21 protein-coding genes are annotated in these 23,587 nt (G+C 67.2%); 17 read left to right on the top strand and 4 right to left on the bottom strand.

The window, feature by feature from the left end; translation table 11 throughout:
- Positions 1-21 precede the first annotated feature (21 nt).
- Genes QQL87_RS06120 through QQL87_RS06110 form a run of 3 tightly spaced genes read right to left on the bottom strand, consistent with a single transcriptional unit; the run spans position 22 to position 3,772 of the window.
- On the bottom strand, positions 22-2,394 hold the full coding sequence (locus tag QQL87_RS06120) for a xanthine dehydrogenase family protein molybdopterin-binding subunit (RefSeq protein ID WP_284416570.1): 2,373 nt from the start codon (positions 2,392-2,394) through the stop codon (positions 22-24).
- A complete protein-coding gene (locus QQL87_RS06115; protein ID WP_284416572.1) occupies positions 2,391-2,915 on the bottom strand; it encodes a (2Fe-2S)-binding protein in 525 nt (174 codons plus the stop codon). Before QQL87_RS06115 ends, QQL87_RS06120 begins: the two co-directional genes overlap by 4 nt.
- On the bottom strand, positions 2,912-3,772 hold the full coding sequence (locus QQL87_RS06110) for an FAD binding domain-containing protein (protein WP_284416574.1): 861 nt from the start codon (positions 3,770-3,772) through the stop codon (positions 2,912-2,914). The genes QQL87_RS06115 and QQL87_RS06110 overlap by 4 nt, the downstream gene beginning before the upstream one ends.
- 265 nt (positions 3,773-4,037) lie before the next feature.
- On the opposite strand from QQL87_RS06110, the gene QQL87_RS06105 reads away from it, so the two are divergent.
- Positions 4,038-4,676: a TetR/AcrR family transcriptional regulator gene (locus QQL87_RS06105; RefSeq protein ID WP_284416576.1), complete on the top strand. Its 639-nt coding sequence runs from the start codon at positions 4,038-4,040 to the stop codon at positions 4,674-4,676.
- A gap of 140 nt (positions 4,677-4,816) precedes the next feature.
- On the opposite strand, the gene QQL87_RS06100 is transcribed toward QQL87_RS06105, so the two are convergent.
- A complete protein-coding gene (locus tag QQL87_RS06100; protein WP_284416578.1) occupies positions 4,817-4,984 on the bottom strand; it encodes a hypothetical protein in 168 nt (55 codons plus the stop codon).
- Positions 4,985-5,156: 172 nt separating this feature from the next.
- Here QQL87_RS06100 and QQL87_RS06095 point away from each other — a divergent pair, with 172 nt between their 5' ends.
- From QQL87_RS06095 to QQL87_RS06020, 16 genes are all read left to right on the top strand, one after another.
- Entirely contained in the window at positions 5,157-5,741 is a 585-nt protein-coding gene (locus tag QQL87_RS06095) for a Pvc16 family protein (RefSeq protein WP_284416579.1), read from the top strand.
- The gene (locus QQL87_RS06090; protein ID WP_284416580.1) at positions 5,719-6,789 is read left to right on the top strand and encodes a hypothetical protein; all 1,071 of its coding nucleotides are present in this window, start codon (positions 5,719-5,721) and stop codon (positions 6,787-6,789) included. Before QQL87_RS06095 ends, QQL87_RS06090 begins: the two co-directional genes overlap by 23 nt.
- Positions 6,790-6,831: 42 nt before the next feature.
- Positions 6,832-8,520, top strand: coding sequence for a phage tail sheath family protein (locus QQL87_RS06085; RefSeq protein ID WP_284416581.1), 1,689 nt, complete (start codon positions 6,832-6,834; stop codon positions 8,518-8,520).
- A gap of 29 nt (positions 8,521-8,549) precedes the next feature.
- Positions 8,550-9,023, top strand: a complete 474-nt coding sequence (locus QQL87_RS06080; protein WP_284416582.1) for a phage tail protein — start codon at positions 8,550-8,552, stop codon at positions 9,021-9,023.
- An 8-nt stretch (positions 9,024-9,031) separates the two neighbouring features.
- The gene (locus QQL87_RS06075; RefSeq protein WP_284416583.1) at positions 9,032-9,481 is read left to right on the top strand and encodes a phage tail protein; all 450 of its coding nucleotides are present in this window, start codon (positions 9,032-9,034) and stop codon (positions 9,479-9,481) included.
- Between the two features lies 1 nt (position 9,482).
- A complete protein-coding gene (locus QQL87_RS06070) occupies positions 9,483-9,935 on the top strand; it encodes a phage tail protein (RefSeq protein ID WP_284416584.1) in 453 nt (150 codons plus the stop codon).
- Between the two features lie 2 nt (positions 9,936-9,937).
- Positions 9,938-10,102, top strand: coding sequence for a DUF5908 family protein (locus QQL87_RS06065; protein WP_284416585.1), 165 nt, complete (start codon positions 9,938-9,940; stop codon positions 10,100-10,102).
- Between the two features lie 2 nt (positions 10,103-10,104).
- Positions 10,105-10,812, top strand: a complete 708-nt coding sequence (locus QQL87_RS06060) for a CIS tube protein (protein WP_284416587.1) — start codon at positions 10,105-10,107, stop codon at positions 10,810-10,812.
- A 10-nt stretch (positions 10,813-10,822) separates the two neighbouring features.
- Positions 10,823-12,460 (top strand): phage baseplate assembly protein V, encoded by a 1,638-nt coding sequence (locus QQL87_RS06055; RefSeq protein WP_284424102.1) that lies wholly within the window; start codon positions 10,823-10,825, stop codon positions 12,458-12,460.
- Positions 12,461-12,526: 66 nt separating this feature from the next.
- Entirely contained in the window at positions 12,527-12,943 is a 417-nt protein-coding gene (locus QQL87_RS06050) for a GPW/gp25 family protein (RefSeq protein ID WP_284416590.1), read from the top strand.
- On the top strand, positions 12,940-13,374 hold the full coding sequence (locus tag QQL87_RS06045) for a contractile injection system spike tip protein (protein ID WP_284416591.1): 435 nt from the start codon (positions 12,940-12,942) through the stop codon (positions 13,372-13,374). The genes QQL87_RS06050 and QQL87_RS06045 overlap by 4 nt, the downstream gene beginning before the upstream one ends.
- 3 nt (positions 13,375-13,377) lie before the next feature.
- Positions 13,378-17,754: a baseplate J/gp47 family protein gene (locus QQL87_RS06040; RefSeq protein WP_284416592.1), complete on the top strand. Its 4,377-nt coding sequence runs from the start codon at positions 13,378-13,380 to the stop codon at positions 17,752-17,754.
- Positions 17,755-17,787: 33 nt separating this feature from the next.
- Positions 17,788-19,218 carry a hypothetical protein gene (locus tag QQL87_RS06035; RefSeq protein ID WP_284416593.1) on the top strand — a complete coding sequence of 477 codons (1,431 nt, stop codon included), beginning with the start codon at positions 17,788-17,790 and terminating at the stop codon, positions 19,216-19,218.
- A 65-nt stretch (positions 19,219-19,283) separates the two neighbouring features.
- Complete coding sequence (locus tag QQL87_RS06030) at positions 19,284-19,457, top strand: hypothetical protein (RefSeq protein ID WP_284416595.1); 174 nt, start codon at positions 19,284-19,286, stop codon at positions 19,455-19,457.
- Position 19,458: 1 nt separating this feature from the next.
- Positions 19,459-21,522, top strand: a complete 2,064-nt coding sequence (locus QQL87_RS06025) for a baseplate wedge protein (protein WP_284416596.1) — start codon at positions 19,459-19,461, stop codon at positions 21,520-21,522.
- Positions 21,519-23,585: a hypothetical protein gene (locus QQL87_RS06020; RefSeq protein WP_284416597.1), complete on the top strand. Its 2,067-nt coding sequence runs from the start codon at positions 21,519-21,521 to the stop codon at positions 23,583-23,585. The genes QQL87_RS06025 and QQL87_RS06020 overlap by 4 nt, the downstream gene beginning before the upstream one ends.
- Positions 23,586-23,587: the final 2 nt, after the last annotated feature.

Genomic DNA, 23,587 nt, shown 5'->3' with positions numbered 1-23,587 from the left:
GTTCTCCCCTGATGATGTGTTCTAGAATCGCCCGAGCGCCTCGAGCACCCGCGCGGGCGTGATCGGAACCGCATTGATGGATGCACAAAATGGCGCGAGTGCATCATTGACCGCATTGAGGACGCAGGCGGATGCCGCAGCGGTGCCGGCCTCGCCGCAGCCCTTGGCGCCGAGCGCGGTGTCGGCCGTCGGCGTCTCGACATGCGCGATCACGATGTCGGGCATCTCCATCGCCATCGGCACGAGATAGTCGGCGAGCGATCCGTTGAGCAGCTGGCCGGTCTCGCCGTAACGGCATTCCTCGAACAGCGCAGCCCCGAGCCCCTGCACGACGCCGCCGCGCACCTGCTCGTCGACGAGCATCGGATTGATGATGCGGCCGCAATCCTCGACGACGAAATGCTTCAGCAACTTGATAAATCCGGTGTCGGCGTCGACCTCGACGTAGCAGCCCTGTATCCCATTGGTAAAGGCGAAAGGATAGCCTTGTGGCGCGAAATGATGACTTACCGTGAGTTGCGCCTGCGTGCCCGGCGGCAGCGTGTCGGAGCGGAAATAGGCGATCCGTGCGATCTCGGCGATGGCCAGGCGCGGCTGCCGCGTCGCGGCGTTGACGACCTCGCCGTCGATGATGTTGAGCGCCGCCGGCTGCTCCTGCAGCACCAGCGCCGCGATCTCCAGGATGTTCGCCTTGAGCTTTCGCGCCGCCTGCAGCGCGGTCTCGCCGCCGATGCCGGCACCGCGGCAGGCCCAGGTTGCCCCGCCATGCGGCGTCACCTCGGTGTCGCCGGTGATGACCTTGACGTGCTCCTGGGCGAGGCCGAGCTGGTCGGCGACGATCTGGCTGATGATCGCCTCGGTCCCCTGCCCCTGCTCGGTCACGGAGATCGCGCAGCGCACCTCGCCCGAAGGCGTGAGGCTGATGGTCGCACCGTCCTGGGACGAGATGCGGGCGCCGCCGACGCCATAGAAGGCCGGGCTTGGATTGGTGATCTCGACGAAGGTGGCGATGCCGATGCCGCGATGAATACCGCGCTGGCGCAGCTCGCTCTGCTCGGCGCGCAACGCGTCATAATCCATGATCTCGCGCAGGCGCTGCAGGCAGACCTGGTGCGACAGGGACTCGAACCTGTAGCCGGTCGGCGACGCCGTCGGATAGGCGTCGTCGGGGATGACGTTTTTGGCTCGGATCGCGAACGGATCGAGACCTATTCTGGCCGCGGCGAGATCGACCATGCGCTCGGTCACCGCGCAGGCGATGGGATGTCCGACCGCGCGATACTGGCTGGTCTGCACCTTGTTCTGGAACACGACCTCCAGCGCCGCACGATAGGACTTGAAATCATAGGGCGCACCGATCAGGCGGATGACCTGGTTGCCTTCGACAACGCTGGTGCGCGGATAGGTCGAGAAGGCGCCGATGGCCGTGGCGTCGTGCACGTCCATCGCGAGGATCCTGCCATCGGCATCGATCGCCATGCGCGCCCGGACGTGATGATCGCGCGCGTGAATGTCCGAGACGAACGATTCGAGGCGGTCGGCGACGAACTTCACGGGGCGGCCGAGCAGGATCGAGAGGCCGACCACCGCCATGTCCTCGTGATAGACATGCAGCTTCAGGCCGAAAGAGCCGCCAATATCCGGCGCGATCACGCGCACGCGTGCTTCCGGGATACGGTAGTGACGGGAATAGAGATCCTGGAACTGATACGGTGTCTGGGTCGCATGATGCACGGTCAGCATGCCGCCGTCGGGATCGTAATCCGCGACGATCGCCCGCGGCTCCAGTGTGACCGGCGTATGACGGCCGAAGCTGAACTCCTCCTCAATGATATGCGCCGCCGACGCAAACGCCTCATCGACCCCGCCACTGTCGAGCTGGGCACGGAAGCAGATGTTGGAGCTTCCAGCAGGATTCACCCGCGGCGTTCCAGGCTCACGCGCCGCGTCGAGATCGACGATGGCCGGCAGCTCCTCGTAGTCGACCGAGATCAGCTCCAGCGCATCCTCGGCAATCGCCCTGCTCTCGGCGACAACGGCTAAGACCGCCTGCCCCGCCCAGACCACACGGTCGAGCGGCAGCGGCAGCTGCGGCTCCGAGGTCATGCCTTTGAAATGATCGAGGGTGCCGGTCCAGGGCGTGCAGATTTTTGCGAGATCAGCGCCGGTGGCGACCAGATGAACGCCCGCGAGCGCGCGGGCCGCATCGACATCGACGCGCGCGATCCGTGCGTGTGCATAAGGGCTGCGCAGGAATGCCGCATGCAGCATGCGCGGCAGGCGAATGTCCGTGACATAGCGGCCACGCCCGGCCAGCAGGCGCTTCGCATTCGGGCGCGGCACGGAGCGGCCGATATAGGAGTTCGGACGGTCCAGCGAGGTGAGCGGCGTCATTCCGGCGAGCCCTTCTGCGACGCCTTTGCGGCGCGAGCGTCGGCCACCGCGGCGATCGCATCGACGATCGCCTCGTAGCCGGTGCAGCGGCAGAAATTTCCGGAGAGCGCATCGCGGATCGCGGCGCGGCTCGGCTCCGCGAGCCGGGACAGCAATTCGTGGGCATTGATCAGCATGCCGGGCGTGCAGAACCCGCATTGCAGCGCATTGCGTCGATGAAACTCGGCCTGAAGATCGGCGATATCGCCACTTTCGGACAGCCCCTCGATGGTATCGATCCGGGCGCCATCGGCCTGCACGGCGAACATCAGGCAGGCATGCACGGCGCGGCCGTCGAGCCGCACCAGGCAGGCGCCACAGGCCCCCATCTCGCAGCCGGCATGCGTCCCGGTCAGCTCGAGCGAATTGCGCAGGCAATCGACCAGCGTGTCACGTGGCGCGACCTCGCACGCGACCTTGCGGCCGTTGACGATGAAACGGACCCGCACCGCCTCCTCAGCCTCGTCGATATCGCTGCTCATGCCACCTCGCCAAGTCTTCCGAGCAACCGGCCGAGCAGCACCCGCGCCAGGTGCAGGCGCATGGCCGGCGGCACCTCGTCGCTCTCCGGCGGTGCGAGATCGCTGTCGAGCGCGGCCTGCGCCGCAGCGATCCGCTCGGCGTCGATACGGCCACCGCTCACGGCAGCCTCGGCCGACCTGGCGCGGGTCGGTACGTTGCCGACCGAAAAGAAGGCAATGCGGATGCCCTCGATCAGGCCATCCTTGCAGGTCGCCTGCATGCCGCACCCCACCAGCGCGTAGTCGCCGCGACGGCGTGCCAGCTCATCGAAGCAGATGCGCTGGTTGCAGCGGAACCGCGGGACAAAAATCGCGGTCACGAGCTCGCCCGGTGCCGCTGCCGTTTCGAACAGATCAATGAAGAACTCATCGGCCCTGACGCGGCGCCGACCCGAAGCGCCCGCGATTTCGATTTCGGCATCGAGCGCCAGCATCATGGCAGGAAACTCGGACGCCGGGTCGGCCAGCGCGACGCTGCCGCCCAGCGTGCCACGATTGCGAATGGCGGGATGCGCCACGAACGGAGCAGCGGCGCGCAGCAGCGGCGCAAACTCGGCGATCAGCGGCTCCGTCAGCATTTCGCAATGACGCGTCAAGGCGCCAATGCGCAGCCATTCGCCTTCGCGTGTCACGCCGCGCAGCTCTTCGATGTGGTTGATGTCGATCAGGATTCGCGGCGCCTGGAGACGCAGGGCGAGAGCTGGAACGAGACTCTGTCCGCCGGCGATGAAGCGCGCATCGTCGCCGTTGCTCGCGTGAGCGTCGAGCGCTTCGTCGACCGTGTATGCCCGACGATAGCTGAAAGCCCTCGCCTTCATCCATTTCCTCGCTGCCAGGGCTCTCGCGCCCGAAGCCCCAAATTTGTGACCATCTGGTCTCAAAACAGTTGCACAACCATACCTTCGCGGTCAACCGGAAACGAACGATTGGTCACAAATCTGCTTTCGGCTATCAAGCCAGCTCCGTGCACAATCGATTCAGGACATGGCCAGACCACCGAGGACAACGAGCGCAAACAAGGCGGCGGCCCGCGTCGGGCGCACGCGGCAGGCTGGCCGTCCCTCGCAGACGGGTCGCCGCAACATGCGCGCGGCCGACCGCGAGCGACTGATCGTCGACGAAGCGATCCGATTCTTTGCCGAGCGCGGCTTCGAAGGCCAGACCCGGGAGCTCGCCAAGCGCATGGGCGTCGCGCATTCGGTGATCTACCGGCACTTCCCGAGCAAGGAAGCGCTCATCGAGCGGGTCTATCAGGAGGTCTATCTGAGCCGCTGGTCGCAGGACTGGAATCCCCTGATCCGCGATCGCAGCCAGCCCCTGCAGATGCGGCTCACGAGCTTCTATCTCGATTACGTGGCCCGCGTGTTCGAATACAATTGGGTGCGGATCTTCGTCTTCTCCGGACTGAAGTCATTCGGCATTGCCGGACGTTATCTCGATCTCGTCAGGCGCGAGATCATCGAGCCCGCCGCCATCGAGTTGCGTCACGAGCTGAAGCTGCCAGATGTCGACACCTGCCCGCTGGGGAGCCGCGAGACCGAGATGTTCTGGGGGCTGCACGGGCGCATCTTCTATCTTGCGATCCGCAAGTTCATCTACGAGACGCCGGTTCCATCCGATCTCGACCAGACCGTGCGCGATGCGATCCTGCTGTTCCTCGACGGCGCACGCCTCGCGCTTCCCGGTCTGTTGCAGGACGGCGAGCTCAACAAGGCTCCGTGATCGCGCAGGGCGCCCGATCCGCGATCCGCATCGACGTCTTCACGCCGCGCGCACCTGCGATGCAGGTCTCATGACACCGCCGCGCTGCCCTTCGCTCGCGTCACCACGCGATGTCGAAGCGCCGCTGTGTCGAAACGCCATCATGTCGAAGCGCCATCCGCCGCGCCTGCAAGACTCGACCATTCGCGGCGATCATCCTCAGGTGGTGTCCGCTCAACTTGACGCGCATAACGACAGAAGTTATCCTGGTTGAGTATTGCGGTGCTTTCTATTTTTTTCGATACAAACTCATTGACGACTTGAACCATTTCAACCGGTCCGCGCACACACGCTTAACGACCACATTGCGCGAACCTCTACGCCAGATCGAGCCGACGATCGAACGGCCGTAAACATCATATCGCGATCGCATGGTCGCGGTGCTCTTCGCTACGTCGTTGCCAGCTGTGAGTTGCGGAGCGGGACGTGATTGATCAAGCGATGATTTTCCTTCGCGATCTGCTCAACGCGCAACTGATCGGGCCAGCCGTGCCTGGTCACGCGGCGCCCGCCGAAGATGCCGTGGTCTTTCTCGACGGCGACAAGACCGATCCGATCTCATTCCGCATCGGCGCCGTCACCACCATGCTGATCAATGTCGAGCAGGAGCCGATCCTGCGCGCCGCCAATCCCTACCAGCGACTCGGTTCCGACGGCACCGCCTATCGAATCCAGCCCGACGTCCGCCTCAACATGCGCGTGCTGTTCGTGGCGCGCTTCAAGCAATATGAGCAGGCGCTGTCGCGGCTGTCGCAGATCATCAGCTTTTTCCAATCGCATCCGGTTCTGGATCGCCAGACCATGCCGAACATGCCGGCCGGCATCCCGCAACTGGCGCTCGAACTGGTGACGTTGCCGCTCAACGAGCAGAACGATCTGTGGAATGCGTTGCGCGCGGCGTTCCAGCCGTCCCTGCTCTATCGCGTCCGCATGCTCGTGTTCGAGGACCGCCGGGAAGAGATGACGCGGCCGGTGTCCGGTCCGCCCGAACGGAGGCTGGAGCATGCCATCGGCCCCGCTGTTTGACGTCCGCGTGACGCACGACTACTACGCCGACCAGCGCTGCGGCGACTTCGCGATCGTGCCGGCAGCGGCAACGGAATCCGCGATGGCGCGGCTTCGGCTGACCTGCAAGAGCTTCGCCGATCGCATCCGCATCTACGCCGAGCTCGATGCCAAAGGTGATGTCGTCGCCGCGGCGGCGGCGCCGCTGTCCCTGCAGTTTGCGCTTCAGCCTCGCGGATCCAGCTATGCCGCGATCACCCGGCTCAGCGACATCGCCCAGCAGCCGGCGCCCCTGTTCACCAATGAGGGGGTCCAGCTCGCCGATCCGTTGCCGCTCCGCCTGACCACCCGCAGGGCAACAGCGCGCGAGAGCCTCGTGGTCTCGGCACCGGCAGCAGCGGAGACCTTCGTGCTCTCCGGCACGCCGCTCAACGGCACAGTGCCGGCGGATGTGACGGTTGCCGGCGCTGGCGCCGTCACGAGCGTGAGGCCCGGCTCCAAGCGCATCACGATCGATACATCCGCGCTGGCGCGTGGCACCGTTTTCCAGGTGTCCTACCCCGTCCGCGCCGCGACGCCACGCGGCGCTCTCGCGGAGATCGCATTGACGTTGGATGCACAGGCGCTGAAGCCGATGCCGGCGCCGCGGGGTTTCGTCGTTCCGCTGAGCTCGGCCGATGCACGCTGGGCCTATTATGTCGTGACGGATTTTTCCGGCGACCTCTCGACGCTTACCGTTGTCGATGCAACGGCCGGCAACGGGCCGCGCGCGATCACCGTATCCGATGCCGGCCGGGCCGAATTGACGACGGCGACGGTGGGTGCCGACCCGGTCGGCGCCGACCTGCTCGGACGCGCTCGCGGCCGGCGCGTCGTACGCCTGGTCTCCGACGCGGCCATCCCGACCCGCGACACGCCGCTGGGCGCGCTCGAGCTGCGGCTCGACAACGCGCCGCTGCTGTCGCGCCTGCCCAATCCGCCACCCGATCGCCTCGTGCTGCTGCAAACCGGCGCGCCGTCATCGCGCCAGATGGTCCGCTACCAAGTCCTATCGCTGCTGACGAACTGATTGCCTCCACCTCTCCTCACCACGTTCCGAAGGTGCATTGTCATGCCGATCTACAAGACCCCGGGCGTTTACGTCGAAGAGATTTCCCGATTGCCGCCCTCCGTCGCCGAGGTCTCGACCGCGATCCCGGCCTTTCTGGGCTACACCGAGAAGGGTCCGGCCATGGCGCGGATCAGCTCGCTGCTGGAGTACAGCGCCACGTTCGGAGGCGCGAAGTCGACCGCCTTCGTCGCCTCCTCGTCGACCGATCCGGCCACCGGGCTGCCGACGATCACTCTGACCGATCCCGCGGCGGCGACAGGGCCGAGCCCGGACCGCCTTCTCTATTATGCCGTCAGCCACTACTTCGCCAATGGCGGCGGTCCCTGCTACATCTTCTCGCTGGGCGACTATACCGCTCCGCTGGCCAAGGCCGACTTCCTCAAGGCGATCAACCTCCTGGCGCTGGAGGACGAGCCGACATTGATCGTGCTGACGGACGCGGTGCTGCTGGGCGCGGGCGACTATTTCGAGCTCGCCCAGGCGGCGCTGAGCCAGTGCGCGCGGCTGAAGGATCGCTTCACCATCCTGGACGTGCCGAAGGGCGATGTCACCGCCTTCCGCAATCAGATCGGCGTCGACTATCTGTCCTACGGCGCCGCCTATCATCCCTATCTCAGGACGTCGCTGAACTTCTTCCCCGACGAGAGCAAGATCCAGGTCAACATCACCGACGGGCCGGTGCCGCCGACAATCAAGGAGGTGCAATTTCCGGCCAATGATCCCAATGGCATGGTGATCTCGTTCCAGAGTCCCGATCCGGCCAGTACGCCGAAGGTCCAGCTCGTCGGTGGCGACAACGCGCAAGCGATCGACATCTCCGTCGCCAATGGCAAGCCGACCCTGATCATCACCAACATCGCCGGCGGCAAGACCGCCAAGGTGGTGGTCGATCGCTGGACGGCCGTGAAGGCCAGCCTGCAGGCGAGCGGCTTCGATATCCGCCTGCAGGGCAACGGCTCGGCCGCGCTGCAGCCCACACCCGCCGGTGACGGCGCCGACCTCGTCAAGGTCGGCGGCGGCGCGCCGCCGCCGCCCGTCCTCAAGGACATCAAGCTCAGCGACACCGCGCGCTACAACCAGATCAAGGATGCGCTCAGCCGCCAGCGCGTGACCTTGCCGCCGAGCGCTGCGATCGCCGGCATCTATGCCCGCGTCGATCGTGACCGTGGCGTCTGGAAGGCACCGGCCAATGTCGGCGTCATGGCCATGATCAGCGTCGACAAGAAGATGACGGATGCCGATCAGGAATCCCTCAACGTCGACCCCACCGCCGGCAAGTCGATCAATGCGATCCGCGACTTCACCGGCAAGGGCACGATCGTCTGGGGCGCGCGCACGCTCGCCGGCAACGACAATGAATGGCGCTACGTGCCGGTCCGCCGCCTGTTCATCGCCATCGAGGAGAACACCCGCAAGGCCTCCGGCTTTGCCGTGTTCGAGCCGAACGACGCCACCACCTGGCTGAAGGTCAGGGGCATGATCGAGAGCTACCTGTATTCGCTGTGGGAGCGCGGCGCGCTGGCCGGCTCGACGCCGGAGGCCGCCTATTACGTCAATGTCGGCCTCGGCAAGACCATGACGCCGCAGGACGTGCTCGAAGGCCGGCTGATCGTCGAGATCGGTGTCGCGGCCGTCAGGCCGGCCGAGTTCATCGTGCTGCGCTTCATGCACAAGCTGCAACAAGCCTGATCGACACCAGGACATAAAGGAGCGCAGAGATGGCTGTCAGCGCCAGCGAAATCAAGGCCACCTACCCGTTGCCGGTCTACAACTTCCGCGTCGAGATCGGCCCCAACGCTGTGGCGTTCTCGGAAGTGTCGGGACTGTCGATCCATTACGAAGTCACGACCTTCAAGGAGAGCCCGACCGGCGGCGGCAGCGCCGGTCCCCGCATCGTCCACATGCCGTCGCAGCCGCAGCCGGTCAACATCACGTTGAAGAAGGGCGTGGCGCGCAGCGCCAGCGTGTCGGCGCTGTACAGCTGGATCAAGACCGTCGCGCTGAACCAGGTCGAGAAGAAGGACGTCGTGATCAGGCTGTGCGACGAGCAGGGCAAGCCGGTGATCAGCTGGACGGTCATCAACGCCTTTCCGACCAAGCTCGATGGTCCGGCGTTCGACGCCAAGTCGAACGAGGTCGCCGTCGAGTCGCTGGAGCTGCGCGCCGACGCCATCACCATGACCGAAGGGTAATCGCGCCGATGCCCGACGACAAGGCGACGCAGAAGCGGCTCTACCCGTTGCCTGGATATAATTTCCAGGTCACGGTGGATTCGGACTCGGCGAGCTTCGTCGAGGTCTCCGGGCTCGCCAGCGAGTACGAGACCGTGACCTACCGGCACGGCTTCAGCCGCTGGGAGGGCGAGGACGTGACGCGCTTTCCCAAGCGCGGGCATGGCACGGTGACGCTGAAGAAGGGCGTGATGCGCGGCGGCAGCTTCCTGTCGCAATGGCTGAGCGCCGATCCACCGTCGGCGCGGACGCTCGCCATCAGCCTGTGCGACGAGGCCGGAGCGCCTGTCGTGGTCTGGCACGTCAAGGAGGCGATCCCGGTCAAGCTGTCTGCGCCCGGCTTCGACGTCAACACCACGCAGGTCGCCATCGAGACGGTCGACCTGCTCACGAGCGGAATCTCCGTCGAGTATCTGTGACATGCCGGTCAAGGACCTCCCCTTAAGCTTCCGCTTCGGCGTGTTCTTCTTCGTCGGCGGACTCGTGCCGAATCCGATCGACATCCGTTTCCAGAAGGTGTCGGGCCTCGGCGCCACCGTCGCGCTGAAGACGCATGCCGAAGGCGGGCAGAACCTCTACACCCACCGCTTTCCCGAGACGATCGGCTACCAGAACCTCGTGCTGGAGCGCAGCGCGCCGCTGATCTCGCCGCTCGACATCGAGTTCAACATCTCGCTGTCGCTGTTCAAATTCTCCGCCTCCAACGTGCTGGTGACGCTGTTCGACGACAGCGGCGCGCCGACCGCGGGCTGGATGTTCCTCAACACCTATCCGGTGCGCTGGGCGACCTCGGATCTCGACGCCGGGCAGAACGGCGTCGTGATCGACACGATGGAGCTCGCCTACACCCGCATGCAGATCATGAGGCTGTGACCATGCCTGTCGAAATCCGCGAGCTGATCATTCGTGCCGTGGTCGACCCGAACAAGGTCGACGCCCGCAGCCCTGCCGCGAACGCTCCGCCGCTCGACCACGACGCGCTGGTGCAGGCCTGCGTCGACGAGACCCTGCGCATCCTGCGCCGCGAGAAGGAGCGCTGACGATGGGCTTTCCCGACCTGTTCAAGCTCGAGAAGCTGCAGATCTCCGCCTTCACCGATGCCAAGCGGCAGAAGAGCAAGGAGATCGACGGCTCGCCCTTCGTGGCGATGTTCAACCCGCAGACCTTGAGCCAGACCCACAGCAACCTGTTCGAGCCAGGCAAGGCCGCCGGCGGCGCCGAGCAGGTCGCGACCTTCATCCGCACGCAGCCGAGCGCGATCGAGCTGACCTTGCTGCTCGACGGCACCGGCGTCGAGGAGATGGGCCTCGTCAACCTGTTCTCCGACACCAAGACGGTCAAGGACCGCATCGACGGCTTCCTCGCCATCGCCTACCAGCCGCAGAGCGACACGCACGAGCCGAGCTATCTGAACCTGAAATGGGGCAAGTTCAGCTTCAACTGCCGCCTCACCACCGTCACCATCAACTACACGAGCTTCGAGCGCGACGGCTCGCCGCTGCGCGCCGAGCTGGTGCTGAGCCTGACGGCGGACGACGATGTCGCCAAGCAGCAGTCGCAGCTCGCCTTCACCTCGCCGGACGTCTCGCACGCCAGGCTGGTGCGCGGCGGCGACACGCTGCCGCTGCTGGTCCATTCCGTCTATGGCAGCACGATCCATGCGCCGCGCGTCGCGCGCGCCAACGGCCTGAACCATCTGCGCGGGCTGGAGCCCGGCCGCACGCTGATCTTCCCGCCGCTGTCACGCTGAGGGCCTGGAATTGGCGGACGGCTTCACCATTCCCACCATCCTGGTCGCCGGCAGCGCGCTGCCGCCGAACCTCGCGCCGCTGTCGATCGACGTGACGCATGCGGTGAACCGCATTCCCACCGCGATCATCTCCATCCACGCCAAGGGCACGGTCGCGGACGAGACTCCGCTGCTGGCCGGCGGCCCGTTCAAGCCGGCCGCGGAGGTGGAGATCAAGCTGCGCCGCGCCGGCGAGGATGATGTCAGCGTCTTCAAGGGGGTCGTGACCGCCCTCTTCGTCCAGACGCGCGACGGCCTGCCGACGCTCGATGTGGTGGTCAAGGACAAGACCGTGAAGCTGACCGGGGCGCGCCGCAGCCGGATCTGGACCGACACCGCCGACAGCGACGCGATTCGGGCCATCCTGGGCGAGGCCGAGCTGTCGGTCGACGACGCACCCGATACGGCGCCAACGCACAAGACGCTGGTGCAGCATGACTGCACGGACTGGGACTTCATCCTGACCCGTGCCGATGCGCAAGGTCTCGCCGTCGTCGCCTTCGACGGCGCGGTATCGCTGAAGAAGCTCGCCGTCGACGGCGACGCCGCCTACAGCTTTTCGCTCGGGCTCGATCCGGTCACCGACCTGCATTTCGAGCTCGACGCCGCGAGCCAGGCGCCGAGCATCGAGGGCGTGGTGTGGGACCCGAAGGAGCTGGCGCCGGCGGAGCCTGCGACGGCCGAGCTGCTGAGCCTGCCCCAGGGCGAGATCGGGACGGCGTCGGTCGGCGATGAACTCGGCATGGCGCCCGTCCGTCTCACCCATATGGTCCCGCTGCAGCCCGACGAAGTCAAAGCGTGGTCGAATGCGCGCGCCGCCCGCGCCAGGCTGGCGCTGATCCGCGGCCGCATGTCGGTGGCCGGCCTTCCGAACGCCAAGCCGATGGACATCGCCGGGCTGGATGGCCTCGGCGATCTGCTCAACGGCAAGGTGCTGGTGACCGGCGTGCGGCACCGGCTCGACGCGCGCGGCTTCTCGACCGACCTGCAATTCGGCCTGTCCGCCGATCCTGCCGGCCGCCTGCCCGAGCTCGTCAACATGGCGGCCGGCGGCCTGCTGCCGCCGATCTCGGGGCTGCATCTCGGCACCATCGCCGACTCCTCCGAGCGGGACCCGGACGGCGAGAGCCGCATCCAGGTCAACGTGTCCTCGGTTCTCACCGATCCGCCGAAGCCGCTCTGGGCGCGCATCGCCAGTCCCGATGCCGGCGACAAGCGCGGCTTCTGTTTCCGGCCCGAGCCGGGCGACGAGGTCCTGGTCGGCTTCCTCGGCGGCGATCCGCGACATCCGATCGTGCTCGGCCGCCTCTGGGGCGGCAAGAACAAGCTGCCGGAGACGTTCACCGATGCCAAGCAGAAAGGTCTGATCGGCAAGCAGAATACGCGCATCGTGCTGTCGGAGGCCGACAAGCCGTCGATCACGATCAGCACGCCGGGCGGACGGACCATCATTCTCGACGATGACGGCGGCAGCATCACGCTGTCGGACAAGAACAACAACAAGCTGACGCTGGATGCCGACGGCATCACCATCGAGTCCGGCAAGGACCTCGTCATCCAGGCCAAGGGAGCCATCAAGATCAAGGGCAGCACGATCGACCTGAACTGATGTGAACCAAAAGCGGGCGCGGAGGAAGAGCATGCGTGATTTCATGGTGCAGCGGGCGGGCGGAACATGACGGCCTCCGCCGGCTATCTCGGGCGCGGCTGGGCGTTTCCGCCGCAGTTCGGGCCCAACGGCTCCGACGTCGCCATGGTCGCGGGCGAGGACGACATCGTCCAGAGCCTGACCATCCTGTTCGGGACTGCCCTGGGCGAGCGCGCGATGCGGCCGGATTTCGGCTGCGACGTGTCGCGCTACATGTTCGAGGAGATCGACCAGACGCTGCTGACCTCGATCCGCGAGGCGGTGTCGGACGCGATCCTCTATCACGAGACCCGCATTCGCCTCGACGGCGTCGACGTCACCGGCGACGGCCAGACCCCGGGCCTCGTTCTGATCGCGATCCGCTTCACGGTCCGCGCCAACAATTCGAGGTTCAACATGGTCTATCCCTATTACCTCAACGAGGCCGTGAGAGCTTTGCCGTGAGCGACGTGATCGTGATCGATGGCGACATGGCGAGCTTCCAGCCGGGCTTCGGCGCGGCGACGGTGGTCGTGCGCCCGGGCCCGATCACGGCAAGCGGCAAGGTGCGGGTCACCGGCAAGCCCGCCTGCGTCGCCGGCGACGAGGGCAGCGTCTCGGTCGCAGGCTGCATGTACACGGCCGGCCCGTATTCGATCCCCGGCACCGGGACGCTCTCGATCGCCTCGCTCGCGGGCGATCAGCAGGCCAAGACCTCGCAGACCGGCAGCAAGAAGCTGCTGCTCAAGGGCGGCTCGTTCACCGCGCGCTTCACCGTCTCGGTGCCGGCGATGCAGCCGCCGCCAGGACCCGGCTCGCCGATTCCCGATCCGACCCCGACCTATAGCGGCAGCGGCAACTTCATCGCCACCGACGCAACCGTCAAGGCGGGGTGAGCGATGGCGCAGCAGCCTCCCGCCGAGATCCCCCCGCCGCGGCGTGACGGCACCAGCCAGCACGCGCGGCTGCAGGCGGCCCGCGTCATCTCGGACCGCTCTCCCGACGGTATCGGCATCGACGAGCGGACGACCCGTGACCTGCTGGCGTTCCTGCGCAGCTATCTCGAGAACCTGATCTACTATGATGCCGACAACGAGCCGGCCGGCGACTGGTCGGGCCTGCTCGGCGATCTCACCGACGATCAGATCCTCGCCTTCATCGATAATCCGGCCGCGGCCGCCGACGAGCGGCTGCGTCGGCCGCATCTGGTGCTGCTGCTGGTCCTGTTCAAGCTGCTCGGCACCGCCCGGGACGCGCTGAACGGCGTGGTGCCGCGTCATCTCGACTACTACTATCGCGAGGTGCTGCGGCTCGCGCCGAGGCCGCCGGTCGCCGACCGCGTCTTCGTGCTGTTCGATCTCGCCAATGGCGCACCGGCGGTGCAGATTCCCGCGGGCACCCGGCTGCCCGCAGGGCGGGACGCCAGCAAGCGCGAGCGCTTCTTCCGCACCGAGAGCGACCTCGTCGTCAATCGCGCCCGGATCGGCGCGCTTGCGACCGTCTTCACCGACAAGCTCCTGATCGGGCTCGCCGAGGCGCGCGATCCGCGCAAGGGCGCGCTCGGCACCAAGGAGGACCGCTTCCTTGCGATGCTCCGGCTGGCGCTGGGCGAGCCCGCGCCCGGCGGCCCGCTGCCGCCCTATGCCGGCAAGCCGGTCACCTACCCGCTGCTGCAGTCGCTCGCCGCGCTGGTCGCCTTCGCGCCGGCAACGCTGCATCTGCAGCACTACGAGCTGCGCGAGCTGATCGACCGCAAGCAGAGGCGCGACAACGCCGCGGCCGACTGGGCCAAGATCAACGCCATCCTGCAGGCGGCGGGCCGTGACGCCCGCCACGATCCGAACTTCGTGCTCAACCCGGCCAATCCGCGCGACTTCAAGACCAACCTCGCCGCCGCGCTGAACGGCGCGCCGAGCTTTGCCGGCCTCCCGGAGATTGCCACCATCGACGACCTCTATGTGCAGCGTTATCGCCAGGACGTGCGGGATGCGATCCAGCAGAAGCTGCACATGTCCGTCGAGACCTTCGTGGCGATGATGGACCTCAAGCGCGCCTCCGATGCCGACTGGCGTGTCATCAACGGGCTGCTCGAACATGCCGGCCAGACCAAGCGCAACAAGACCGACTACAGCCTGCCGGTGACCGACCCCACCGATTTCGCCGCCAACATGAAGGAGGCGATCGGGCTGATCGACTACACGCCAACAGGCACGAATTCGATCGACACCTATGCCGCGGCGGTGCGCAACCTCGAAGCCAGCTTTTACATGTCGGCCGAAGCCTTCGGCAGCATGATGGCGACCGCCGAGCAGCCCGAAGCCGGCGTCACTGAAAACACCTGGCGGCTGACCTACGACACGCTCGAAGATGCATTGCGCAAAAAGGTCTTTGCAGCGCGGCGCGAGGCCCTGCGCAAGATGCGCGAGGCCGCGGTCGATCCTGAGACCGGGCTCCGACAGATCCTGATCGACGCCGCCGGGAGATCGAGCAGCGCCACGGCGATCCAGTTGCTCGAGGACCTGAAGGATTGGGTTTCGGCCGCAGACATGCAGGTCCTCAAAGCCGTCGCCGACGCGCCGAAGACCGCGAGCCCCAATCAATGGGTCCAGGTCTACGACATCCTCGAACGCGCGTCGCGCAAGCGCACGCAGCTGCCGGATCCGCAGCCGCAGCGCCAGGACTGGCTCAATCTGTACGCCTATGCCGACGCCTCCATCGTCCATCCCAGCGCGGAGCTCGACACGCGCTGGAAGACGTTCGGCGCAGCCCCGCCCGCGCAATCACCCGACCAAGCGCCGCCCGAAACCATCGGTGTCGCGATCGGCTCGCCGCTATTCGCGCTCAGCGCGGGGACGCGGCAGATCACCCTGGTGTTCGGCTTCTACGATGACGGCGGCGGCGCGATCGTGGTCGCGCCGGAGCAACCGTTCTCGGTTCAGGTCAGCACGGCCGACGGCTTCGTCACGCTCGGCGCCGACAAGATCGAGGTCACCGGCGATGCCGGCATCGACTACAGCAAGCTCGACGACATCGCGCCGATCCCCGGCACGACCAAGCTGATCGGGCTGCGCGTTCGCCTGACCTTGCCCGCCACGATGCCGGCGATCGCGCCGCTGCCGGCGGCGCAGGCGCTCGCCTCATGCCCGTGGCCGGTGGTCCGGTTGACGCTGCGCCAGATCTGGGACGGCACACTCAAGCGCTGGGTGATCCGCTACGCGCGGCTGCGCTCGCTGCGGTTGGCGCGCATCCATATGCGTGCGGCCATCGGGTCCTACGTCCTGCCGGCACCGAGCGGCGAGCCGCTCGGGCCGCTGGTGCTGGAGAACGATCTGGGCCCGCTCGACGGCAAGCGACCGTTCGAGCCGTTCGGCCCGCAGCCCGAGGCCGGGGCCATGCTCTGGGTCGGGCATCCCGATCTCCTGAACAAACGGCTGCGGGCGGCCAGGCTGCGGCTCGACTGGATGGGCGGCCCCGCAAATCTCAAGGAGACCTACAAAGCCTATCAGCTGGATCCGTTCACGACCAAGGTCAGCCTGATCTCCGGGCCGTCGATCACGCCGCAGGGCGACGCCAGCGCTCTGTTCATCAGCGATCCAGCCGACCGAAGCGGACGGACGCAGGATGCCAGCAAGCCGCAGACGCTGAAGATCGATAACATCAGCGATACCGTGCTGCCCTATGCCGTCCCCCCGGCTGCGGCGGCCTCGGCCCGCAACCTGCCGCACGCGCTGCGGCTGGAGCTGTCGGTGGGATTCGGCCACCGCGACTATCCCGCGCTGGCCGCCACCAAGGCCATCGCGCTGGCGGTCGACGCCGCGGTGTTCGCCAAGAACGGCGGCACGATCAATGCGGCCAGCTACGCCGTCGGCCTGCCCTACACACCCAAGCTGAAGTCGCTGACGCTCGACCTCCTCGCCGGACACGAGATCCGCATTGAGGCCTATCAGCAGGGCCCGTCGTCCGACATGGTGCTTCACCTGCATCCGTTCGGGACCGCAGAGGCCAGCGCCGCGGCCTCCGGCGTTCCGCTGCTGCCCGACTACGGCAATGAAGGCGAACTGCTGATCGGCCTCGACGGCCTGCGGCCGCCGGAGACGCTGTCGCTGCTGTTCCAGATGGCCGAGGGCAGCGCCGATGCCGACGTCGATCATCCCCAGATCCGCTGGAGCGTGCTCGATCAGAACGGCTGGGCCGAGCTGCCCGGCGAGGCCGTGCTGCAGGACGGCACGCGCGGGCTGATCAATTCCGGCATCATCACCTTCGCGCTTCCACAGGCCAGTCCGGACGCACGGCTTCCCCTCGGCCCCTATTGGCTGCGCGCCAGCGTGCCTGTCGGGGCCCGCGCCGTGTGTGACACGATCGCGATTCATCCCCAGGCGGCGCTCGCCACCCGCGAGCTGGCCGACACGGCCGCCGTCGACCTCACCCCTTTGCCGCCCAAGGCCATCAAGGCGCTGTTCGCACCGCTGCCCGGCGTCGCCGCGGTCCGCCAGCCCTACGCCTCGTTCGGCGGACGGCCCGCCGAGGATCCTGCCGCCTTCTATGCGTCGTCGAGCGAGCGGCTGCGGCACAAGCAGCGTGCGGTCACGGCCTGGGACTATGAGCGGCTGGTGCTGCGCCGCTTTCCCGAGATCTACAAGGTCAAGTGCCTGCCGGCGACCTCGAACGAGGCCGCGATCGACGAGCGCGACGCGCTCGGCCTCGTGCGGCTGGTCGTCATTCCGAACATTCGCGGCAAGAGCCTGTTCGATCCGTTCGAGCCCAAGGCCTCCTCGGCGCTGCTGGCGGACATTGCCGACTATCTGGCGCCGCTGCTGCCGGGGTCCGCGCGGCTCAGCGTCGAGAACGCCAGATACGTCCAGGTCCGCATCCGCGTCGGCGTGCGCTTCGTCGACCAGAGCAATCCGGCGCTGTGGAAGCAGCGGCTGGGCGATGACCTCAACCGCTTCCTCTCGCCCTGGGCGTTCGACGACGGCGCCGACATCATGATCGGACGCCGCATCTATGCCAGCAGCATCGTCAACTTCATCGACCAGCGCGCCTATGTCGACTACGTCGCCGGGATCAAGCTGTTCTCCAGCGAGGACGGCGAGACCTTCACGCTGGCGGCGCCGGGGAGACCCGACGGCGACAGCGTCGGCTCCGAGCGGCCCGACGCCGTGCTGGTGGCGGCGCGACGGCACGAGATCGACCTGATCGCCGACGAGATCTATCCGGCCGATCAGTTCAAGGGGATCAACTACATGAAGGTCGAGCTCGATTTCATCGTTGGTTAGAAGTTCACAGATGATGGCGATTGCGAGGTTCCCATGAATATCGATGACAACAAGAAATCGCGGGCGGCGCTCAAATCCTACTTCGTCAAGAATGCGATACCGACCGAGCAGCAATTTTCCCAGTTGATCGACAGCGTGCTCAACCAGCGTGATGATGGTGTCATCAAGCCAGGAAGTGGCGAGCCACTCTCGATCGAGGCGGTCGGCGACTTCGAGAAGGCGTTGAACTTCTACATGCAGATCACCGACGCCAGCCCCGCCTGGACGCTGTCGCTGCGGCCACGCTCGAACCCCGCCGATCCGCAGACCGGGAAGCCGGGCCTGTCCTTCAACGACCCGAACGGCGTCAGCCGCCTTGCGATCAATGCAGCGACGGGCTCGGTCGGCATCGGCGTCGTCACGCCAACTGAAGCTCTCGAGGTCAACGGGCGCATCAAGGCCACCCAGCTCGTGATCGGCCCGTGGCCGGCCAACCCTTCGCAATACGGGTTCGTCGGCGTGACGTCGCTGGATCAGACCCAGGGACAGAACTATGCGCTGCTGCAGAGCTCATCCGGCGCCGACCTGGGCACGACCTACCTGAACTCGCCGGTGGCCGTTCGCCTGCGCATCAAGAACGCCGATCGCATGGTGGTGACGACGAACGGCAATGTCGGTATCGGCACTGCGACCCCCGCCAACCTGCTCGAGGTCGCGGGCGTCGCGAAATTCGGATCGCTCGGCATCGGTCCGTGGCCGACTGGCGGGAACTACATGCATTTCGGGGTGACGACGCTCAATCAGGCAGCTGCCGGCAATTACGCGCTGCTGCAGAGCGCGGCCGGCGGCGATCTCGGGATGACGTTCCTGAACTCGCCGACCTCGGTGCGGCTGCGGATCGGCAATGACGACCGTCTGGTGATCGATCCCGGCGAGACCACCTCGTTGCGGCCCTTCAAGACGCAGGGCGCCCACATCATCAAGATCGGTCATCCCTCGCCCAACGGCCGCTACGGCAATGACGGCATCCGCGGCGAGCCCAATCTGTGGCTCGACTCCTCCGGCACGGTCTTCATCAAGCAGGGTTTCCAGGCCACCGGCCTCGACGTCGCCGAGCGTTTCCCGGCCGGCGAGCCGCTCGTGCCCGGCGACGTCGCGGTGTTCGACGAACACGATCGCAAGATTCGCCGCTGCGACCGCGCCGTCGATCGCCGCGCCGTCGGCATCGTCTCCGGTGACGCCGCCTTCATCCTGGGAATCGAGGCCGAGGAGGTGCCGATCGCGCTGTGCGGCCGCGTCGCATGCAAGGTGGACGCCGACATCGCACCGATCGTCGCCGGCGACCTGCTGACAACGAGCGCGACCCGCGGATACGCGCAGAAGGTCGACGATCCCGCAACCTGCGCCGGTGCGATCATCGGCAAGGCGCTGACGTCGCTCGCCAGCGGCCAAGGCGAAATTCTCGTCATGGTCCATGGGAGGTGAACATGTTCGTCGTCGGCACGACAAATCAGACAGCTGAGGGCCAGCCCGAGACGGAGCAATCGAGCATGGAAGACCGCCTCAAGGAGCGGCTGACGCAGTTGCGCGAGGAATTCGCCAACGGCCAGACCCAGCTGATGCAGGCCGAGGCGCGCGTGCGCGACCTGCGCGAGACGCTGCTGCGCATCAGCGGCGCCATCCAGGTGCTGTCGGAAGAGCTCGGCGAGACCAGCGAGGGCTGACATGGACGCCATGCCGATCTCCACCGGGCCGCCGGAGCACCCGCTGCTCGATTTCAAGACCCTGCTGCGGCAGGGCTTGTCCGAGCTCGAACGCATCGCCGGCGACCAGTGGACCGACTTCAACGCCCATGACCCCGGCATCACGCTGCTGGAGGCGATGTGCTACGCCCTCAGCGACCTCGGCTATCGCACCTTCCACCCGATCCCCGATCTGCTCGCCGAAGCGGGCAGCGACACGGCGAACGGGCTGTTCACACCGGCGCAGGCCCTGACCTGCCGGGCGGTCACTCCGGATGATCTCAGGCGCGTCGTGCTCGACGTGCCCGGCGTCAAGAATGCCTGGATCGTCGGCGCGGACGGGACCTCGCCGCCGCTCAGATATGATCCTGCCGCCAAGACGATCACGATCGATCGCGACCCGACGCCACCGGCGAACAGCGAGGCCGTGGTGCCGCGCGGCCTGTGGCGCGTGCTGGTGGAAAAATCCGATCTCCAGGACATCGATGCCTCGGTGGTCCGGCTCGCCGTCGCGCAGCGCCTCTATGCCAACCGGCCGCTATGCGAGGACTTCGACGATATCGTCATGCTCGATCCGATGCCCGTCGCGGTGCGCGCCTCCGTCGAGATCGGGGAAACCGAGAACGGCGCCGACGTGCTGCTCGGCATCTTCGAGCGGGTCAGCGCGCTGATCTCGCCGTCGGTCGGCTTCCTCCGGCTCGACCAGGCGCTGGGACGCGGCGCGCGCAGCGATGAGATCTTCGAAGGCCCGCCGCTGCTGCGCGGCTTCGTCGATGCCACGACCTTGCCGGGCGCCGAGCGCCGCGTCGCGCTGCATACGTCGGACGTGATCCGCGCGATCATGAGCGTGCCCGGCGTGCGCGCGGTCCGCTGGATCCTGCTCGCGCGCGCCGGCAGCGCGTCCGGCGAGCCGTGGTCGCTGACGCTCGACGAAACCGGCGCCGCGCGGCTCGATCTGACCGCAAGCCAGATCGAGCTCGTCAAGGACCGCCAGCCGGTGATCGTCGATACCGGGCGCGTGATCGGCGCCTTCGGCACGCGCGCGCGCACCGCGCAATTGTTTCCGTCGCTCGGCGCTGCCGATCGCGATCTGATCCCCAGCGCAGGGCAAAAACGGGACGTGGCGCACTATCTGCCGCTCGAGACCGACCTGCCGCGGCTCTATGGCGTCGGCGCCGGCGCCCTGCCCGACTCCGCCGACGAGGCACGCAAGGCCGAGGCCAACCAGCTGCGCGGCTATCTGACCGTGCTGGATCAGCTGCTGGCGAACGAGTTCGCCCAGCTCGGCTATGTCGCCTCGCTGCTGAGCATCGACGAGACATCGCCGCGCAGCTATGCCGCCCAGCTCGTCGGCGACGATCCCGATCGCGATCCGATCATCGACGCCGGATTCGGCCTCGACGATCTGGCCGAACTGGTCGAGCCCGCGCAGCCGCCGAGCGCCATGCAGCGGCGCAACCGCCTGCTGAACCACCTGCTCGGTCGGTTCGCCGAGACCGTGACCGACGATCCGTCACTGCCGGGAACGGCAGCGCCGCTCGATGCGGACAGCGCGACGGCCCGCCTGCTGCAGGCCAAGCGCGAATTCCTCCGCCGCATGCCCGAGCTCGGATCGGCGCGCGGCACCGGCGTCGACCTGCTCGCGCCCGGATCATCGCCGGCCCTGATCGACCGGGTGCGCCTCAGGCTCGGCTGGCCGGCGGAGGCCGGCAACCGCTTCCTGCTGGTCGAGCACATCCTGCTGCGCGTGCTGCCGCAGGACGAGGTCAACGCCTTGCCGCTGCTCGCCGCGGCCCCGCGCAACGATCCGTGGACGGCCCAGCTCACCTTCGTCTTCCCGGCGCGCTTCAGGGAGCTCGAAACCATGATCCAGCGCATCATGCGCGAGGAGACGCCCGCCCATCTGACCGCCTACCTGCTCTGGCTCGACCCCGCCCCCTTCGCCGCCTTCGCCGCGACCTATGACGATCTCCTGCTGGCGTTGCAGCAGCACCGGCTTGCCGACCGGCTCGGCGGCAAGGCCGGCACGCCGGCGCCATCGCCATGAGCGGCGCAACCACGAGCACCACCACGGTGCTGCGCCTGCGCGAGGCGCGCAATCGCATGCTCGACGCGCTCCGGCTCGGCGAGACCTATCCGGTGCGCGACCTACCGGTGCCGAACGAGCGGCTGACCGTGGCCTTCAACGACATCGCCACGATCAAGGTCGAAAGCAGCGAGAAAGGCGTCGAATACGGATTGCGCAACAAGGCCGGCGATGCCGTCGGCGCCACGCTCCTCGGCACGGGCGCCACGGTGGCGCTGACGACACCGCCGATCCGCGACGACGTCACCTTCACGATCCATGCGCGCGCACCGAGCGGACGCGAGGCGGACCTGCTGGAGACGGCCGGCGTCAAGGTCGGCCTCGATGGGTCGCTGGCGGCGATCCTGTTGCCCCAGGACGGGCCGTCGCCGCGGGTCCTGGACTACAACACGGCCGTCACGGTGCGACTGCCGTCGAGTCAGGACGGTGTCGACTATCGGCTGGTCCGCTTTGCGGGCGGCGATCCGGCGAATCCCGAAGACGTCGCCGCGGCCGCCCAGGACGACATCGTGTCGGTCGGAAACCAGGTCGTCCGCGGCACCGGCGGACCGATCGAGCTCCCGAGCAAGCCGCTGCAGGCCGACACCGAGATCAGGATCCGCGCGACCAAGACCTTCGATGCCGCCCTGGCACGTCCGCCGCAGACCAAGATTCTCGCGATCCGCCTGCCCGTCTTCGTCAGGGCCAATCCCGATCTCGTGCTGACGCCGGAGCCCGGCGCCGTCGTCGACTTCCAGGCGGTGCCGAAGGTGAAGCTCGCCGCCGCCCAGAGCGGGGTCGAGTATCGCGCCGTGATGCTGCGCCTGCCCGACGCGGCCTTCGCGCAAGGCGCGGCTCCTGGTCCCGGCCTGCTCGCCGTGCCGGTGCCGGGACAGCCGGACGCGATGATCCGCCTGCCGCCGCTGGCAACAGTGGATCCGAGCGTCGTGCCGCAGGGGTTCACGCTCGGCATCGACTGGCAGGCCGGAGGCAATGCCGACCTGCGGCTCACGTTGCCGCTTGCTACCGCCGACAGCGTCATCGCGATCGCGGCCCACAAGACTCATACGAACGGCGCAGCATCATTCTCGTCCTGGATCTGGCTGCGCCAGATACTTGCGGTGCTGGTGCGCCCGAACCCCCGGCCCGAGCTCGGCGTCACCGTGACGCTCGCGGGGGCGGCGAGCGACGGCGCGATGACCATCGCCGGGGGCCAGCCCGGCGTCTACTACACGCCGCGGCCGACGCCTCCCGTGCCCGGCATTCTTCCAGCCTATGTGCATCAGCGCAGTCCGGACGATCCCGCCGCCAACAAGGGCATCGGCCAGCTCGAGCTGGAGGTCGACTTCGCGGTCGCACGTGACGGCCAGCCGCCGCTGCCGCCCATCGTCGACACCGGCGCCGCCGCCGTCGGCAGCTCCTGGACCGTCGGCGCGATGGTGGCGCAGAGCCGCGTCGGCATCGATCTGCCGAACCCGGTGGTCATCGCCGCCGTGCCGGCCGCCCAGCTCACGGCCGGATTGATCGATCGCGGCGGCATCGCCCATGTCGCGGTGCCGGCGAGCGCGGCCACCGACAGCTATGCGCTGTTCCAGGAAGCCATGCCGAATGACGTTGCGATTGGCGCGGCGCGCGACGGCAACGGTCAGGCGCTCGACTTCGCCTCGGCCGCGATCGCCAACGATACCGTGCTGGTGCTGTCAGCGACGAGCAAGGCGCCGATTCCCGTGCGGCGCAGGATGCGCTTCACGGTCGCCGTGCGGCCCGATCCGTCGTGCCCCGTCCGTGCCGGCGATGCCGCGGTGCCCGCCGGCAACCGGACCAAGATCCTCGTCGACAGGACGCAGACCGAGATGAGCTATCAGCTGGTCGCGGCCGGCGCCCCGGTCGGCGCGGCGCAGCAGGGCAATGGCGACACGCTGGTGTTCATCACCGATCCGATCGGCGCGGCCACCACGTTCTCGATCACCGCGACCCGTATCAATCCGCCGGCCGCAACCGCAACGCTCGCCGCAACCGCCGCCGTCACGCTCAAACCGAACTAGGA

Origin of the sequence: Bradyrhizobium sp. SSBR45G (assembly GCF_030159255.1) — a bacterium.
Classification (GTDB): Bacteria; Pseudomonadota; Alphaproteobacteria; order Rhizobiales; family Xanthobacteraceae; genus Bradyrhizobium.
Note: the sequence above shows the minus strand (reverse complement) of the source record. Positions and strands in the feature narration are given on the sequence as shown.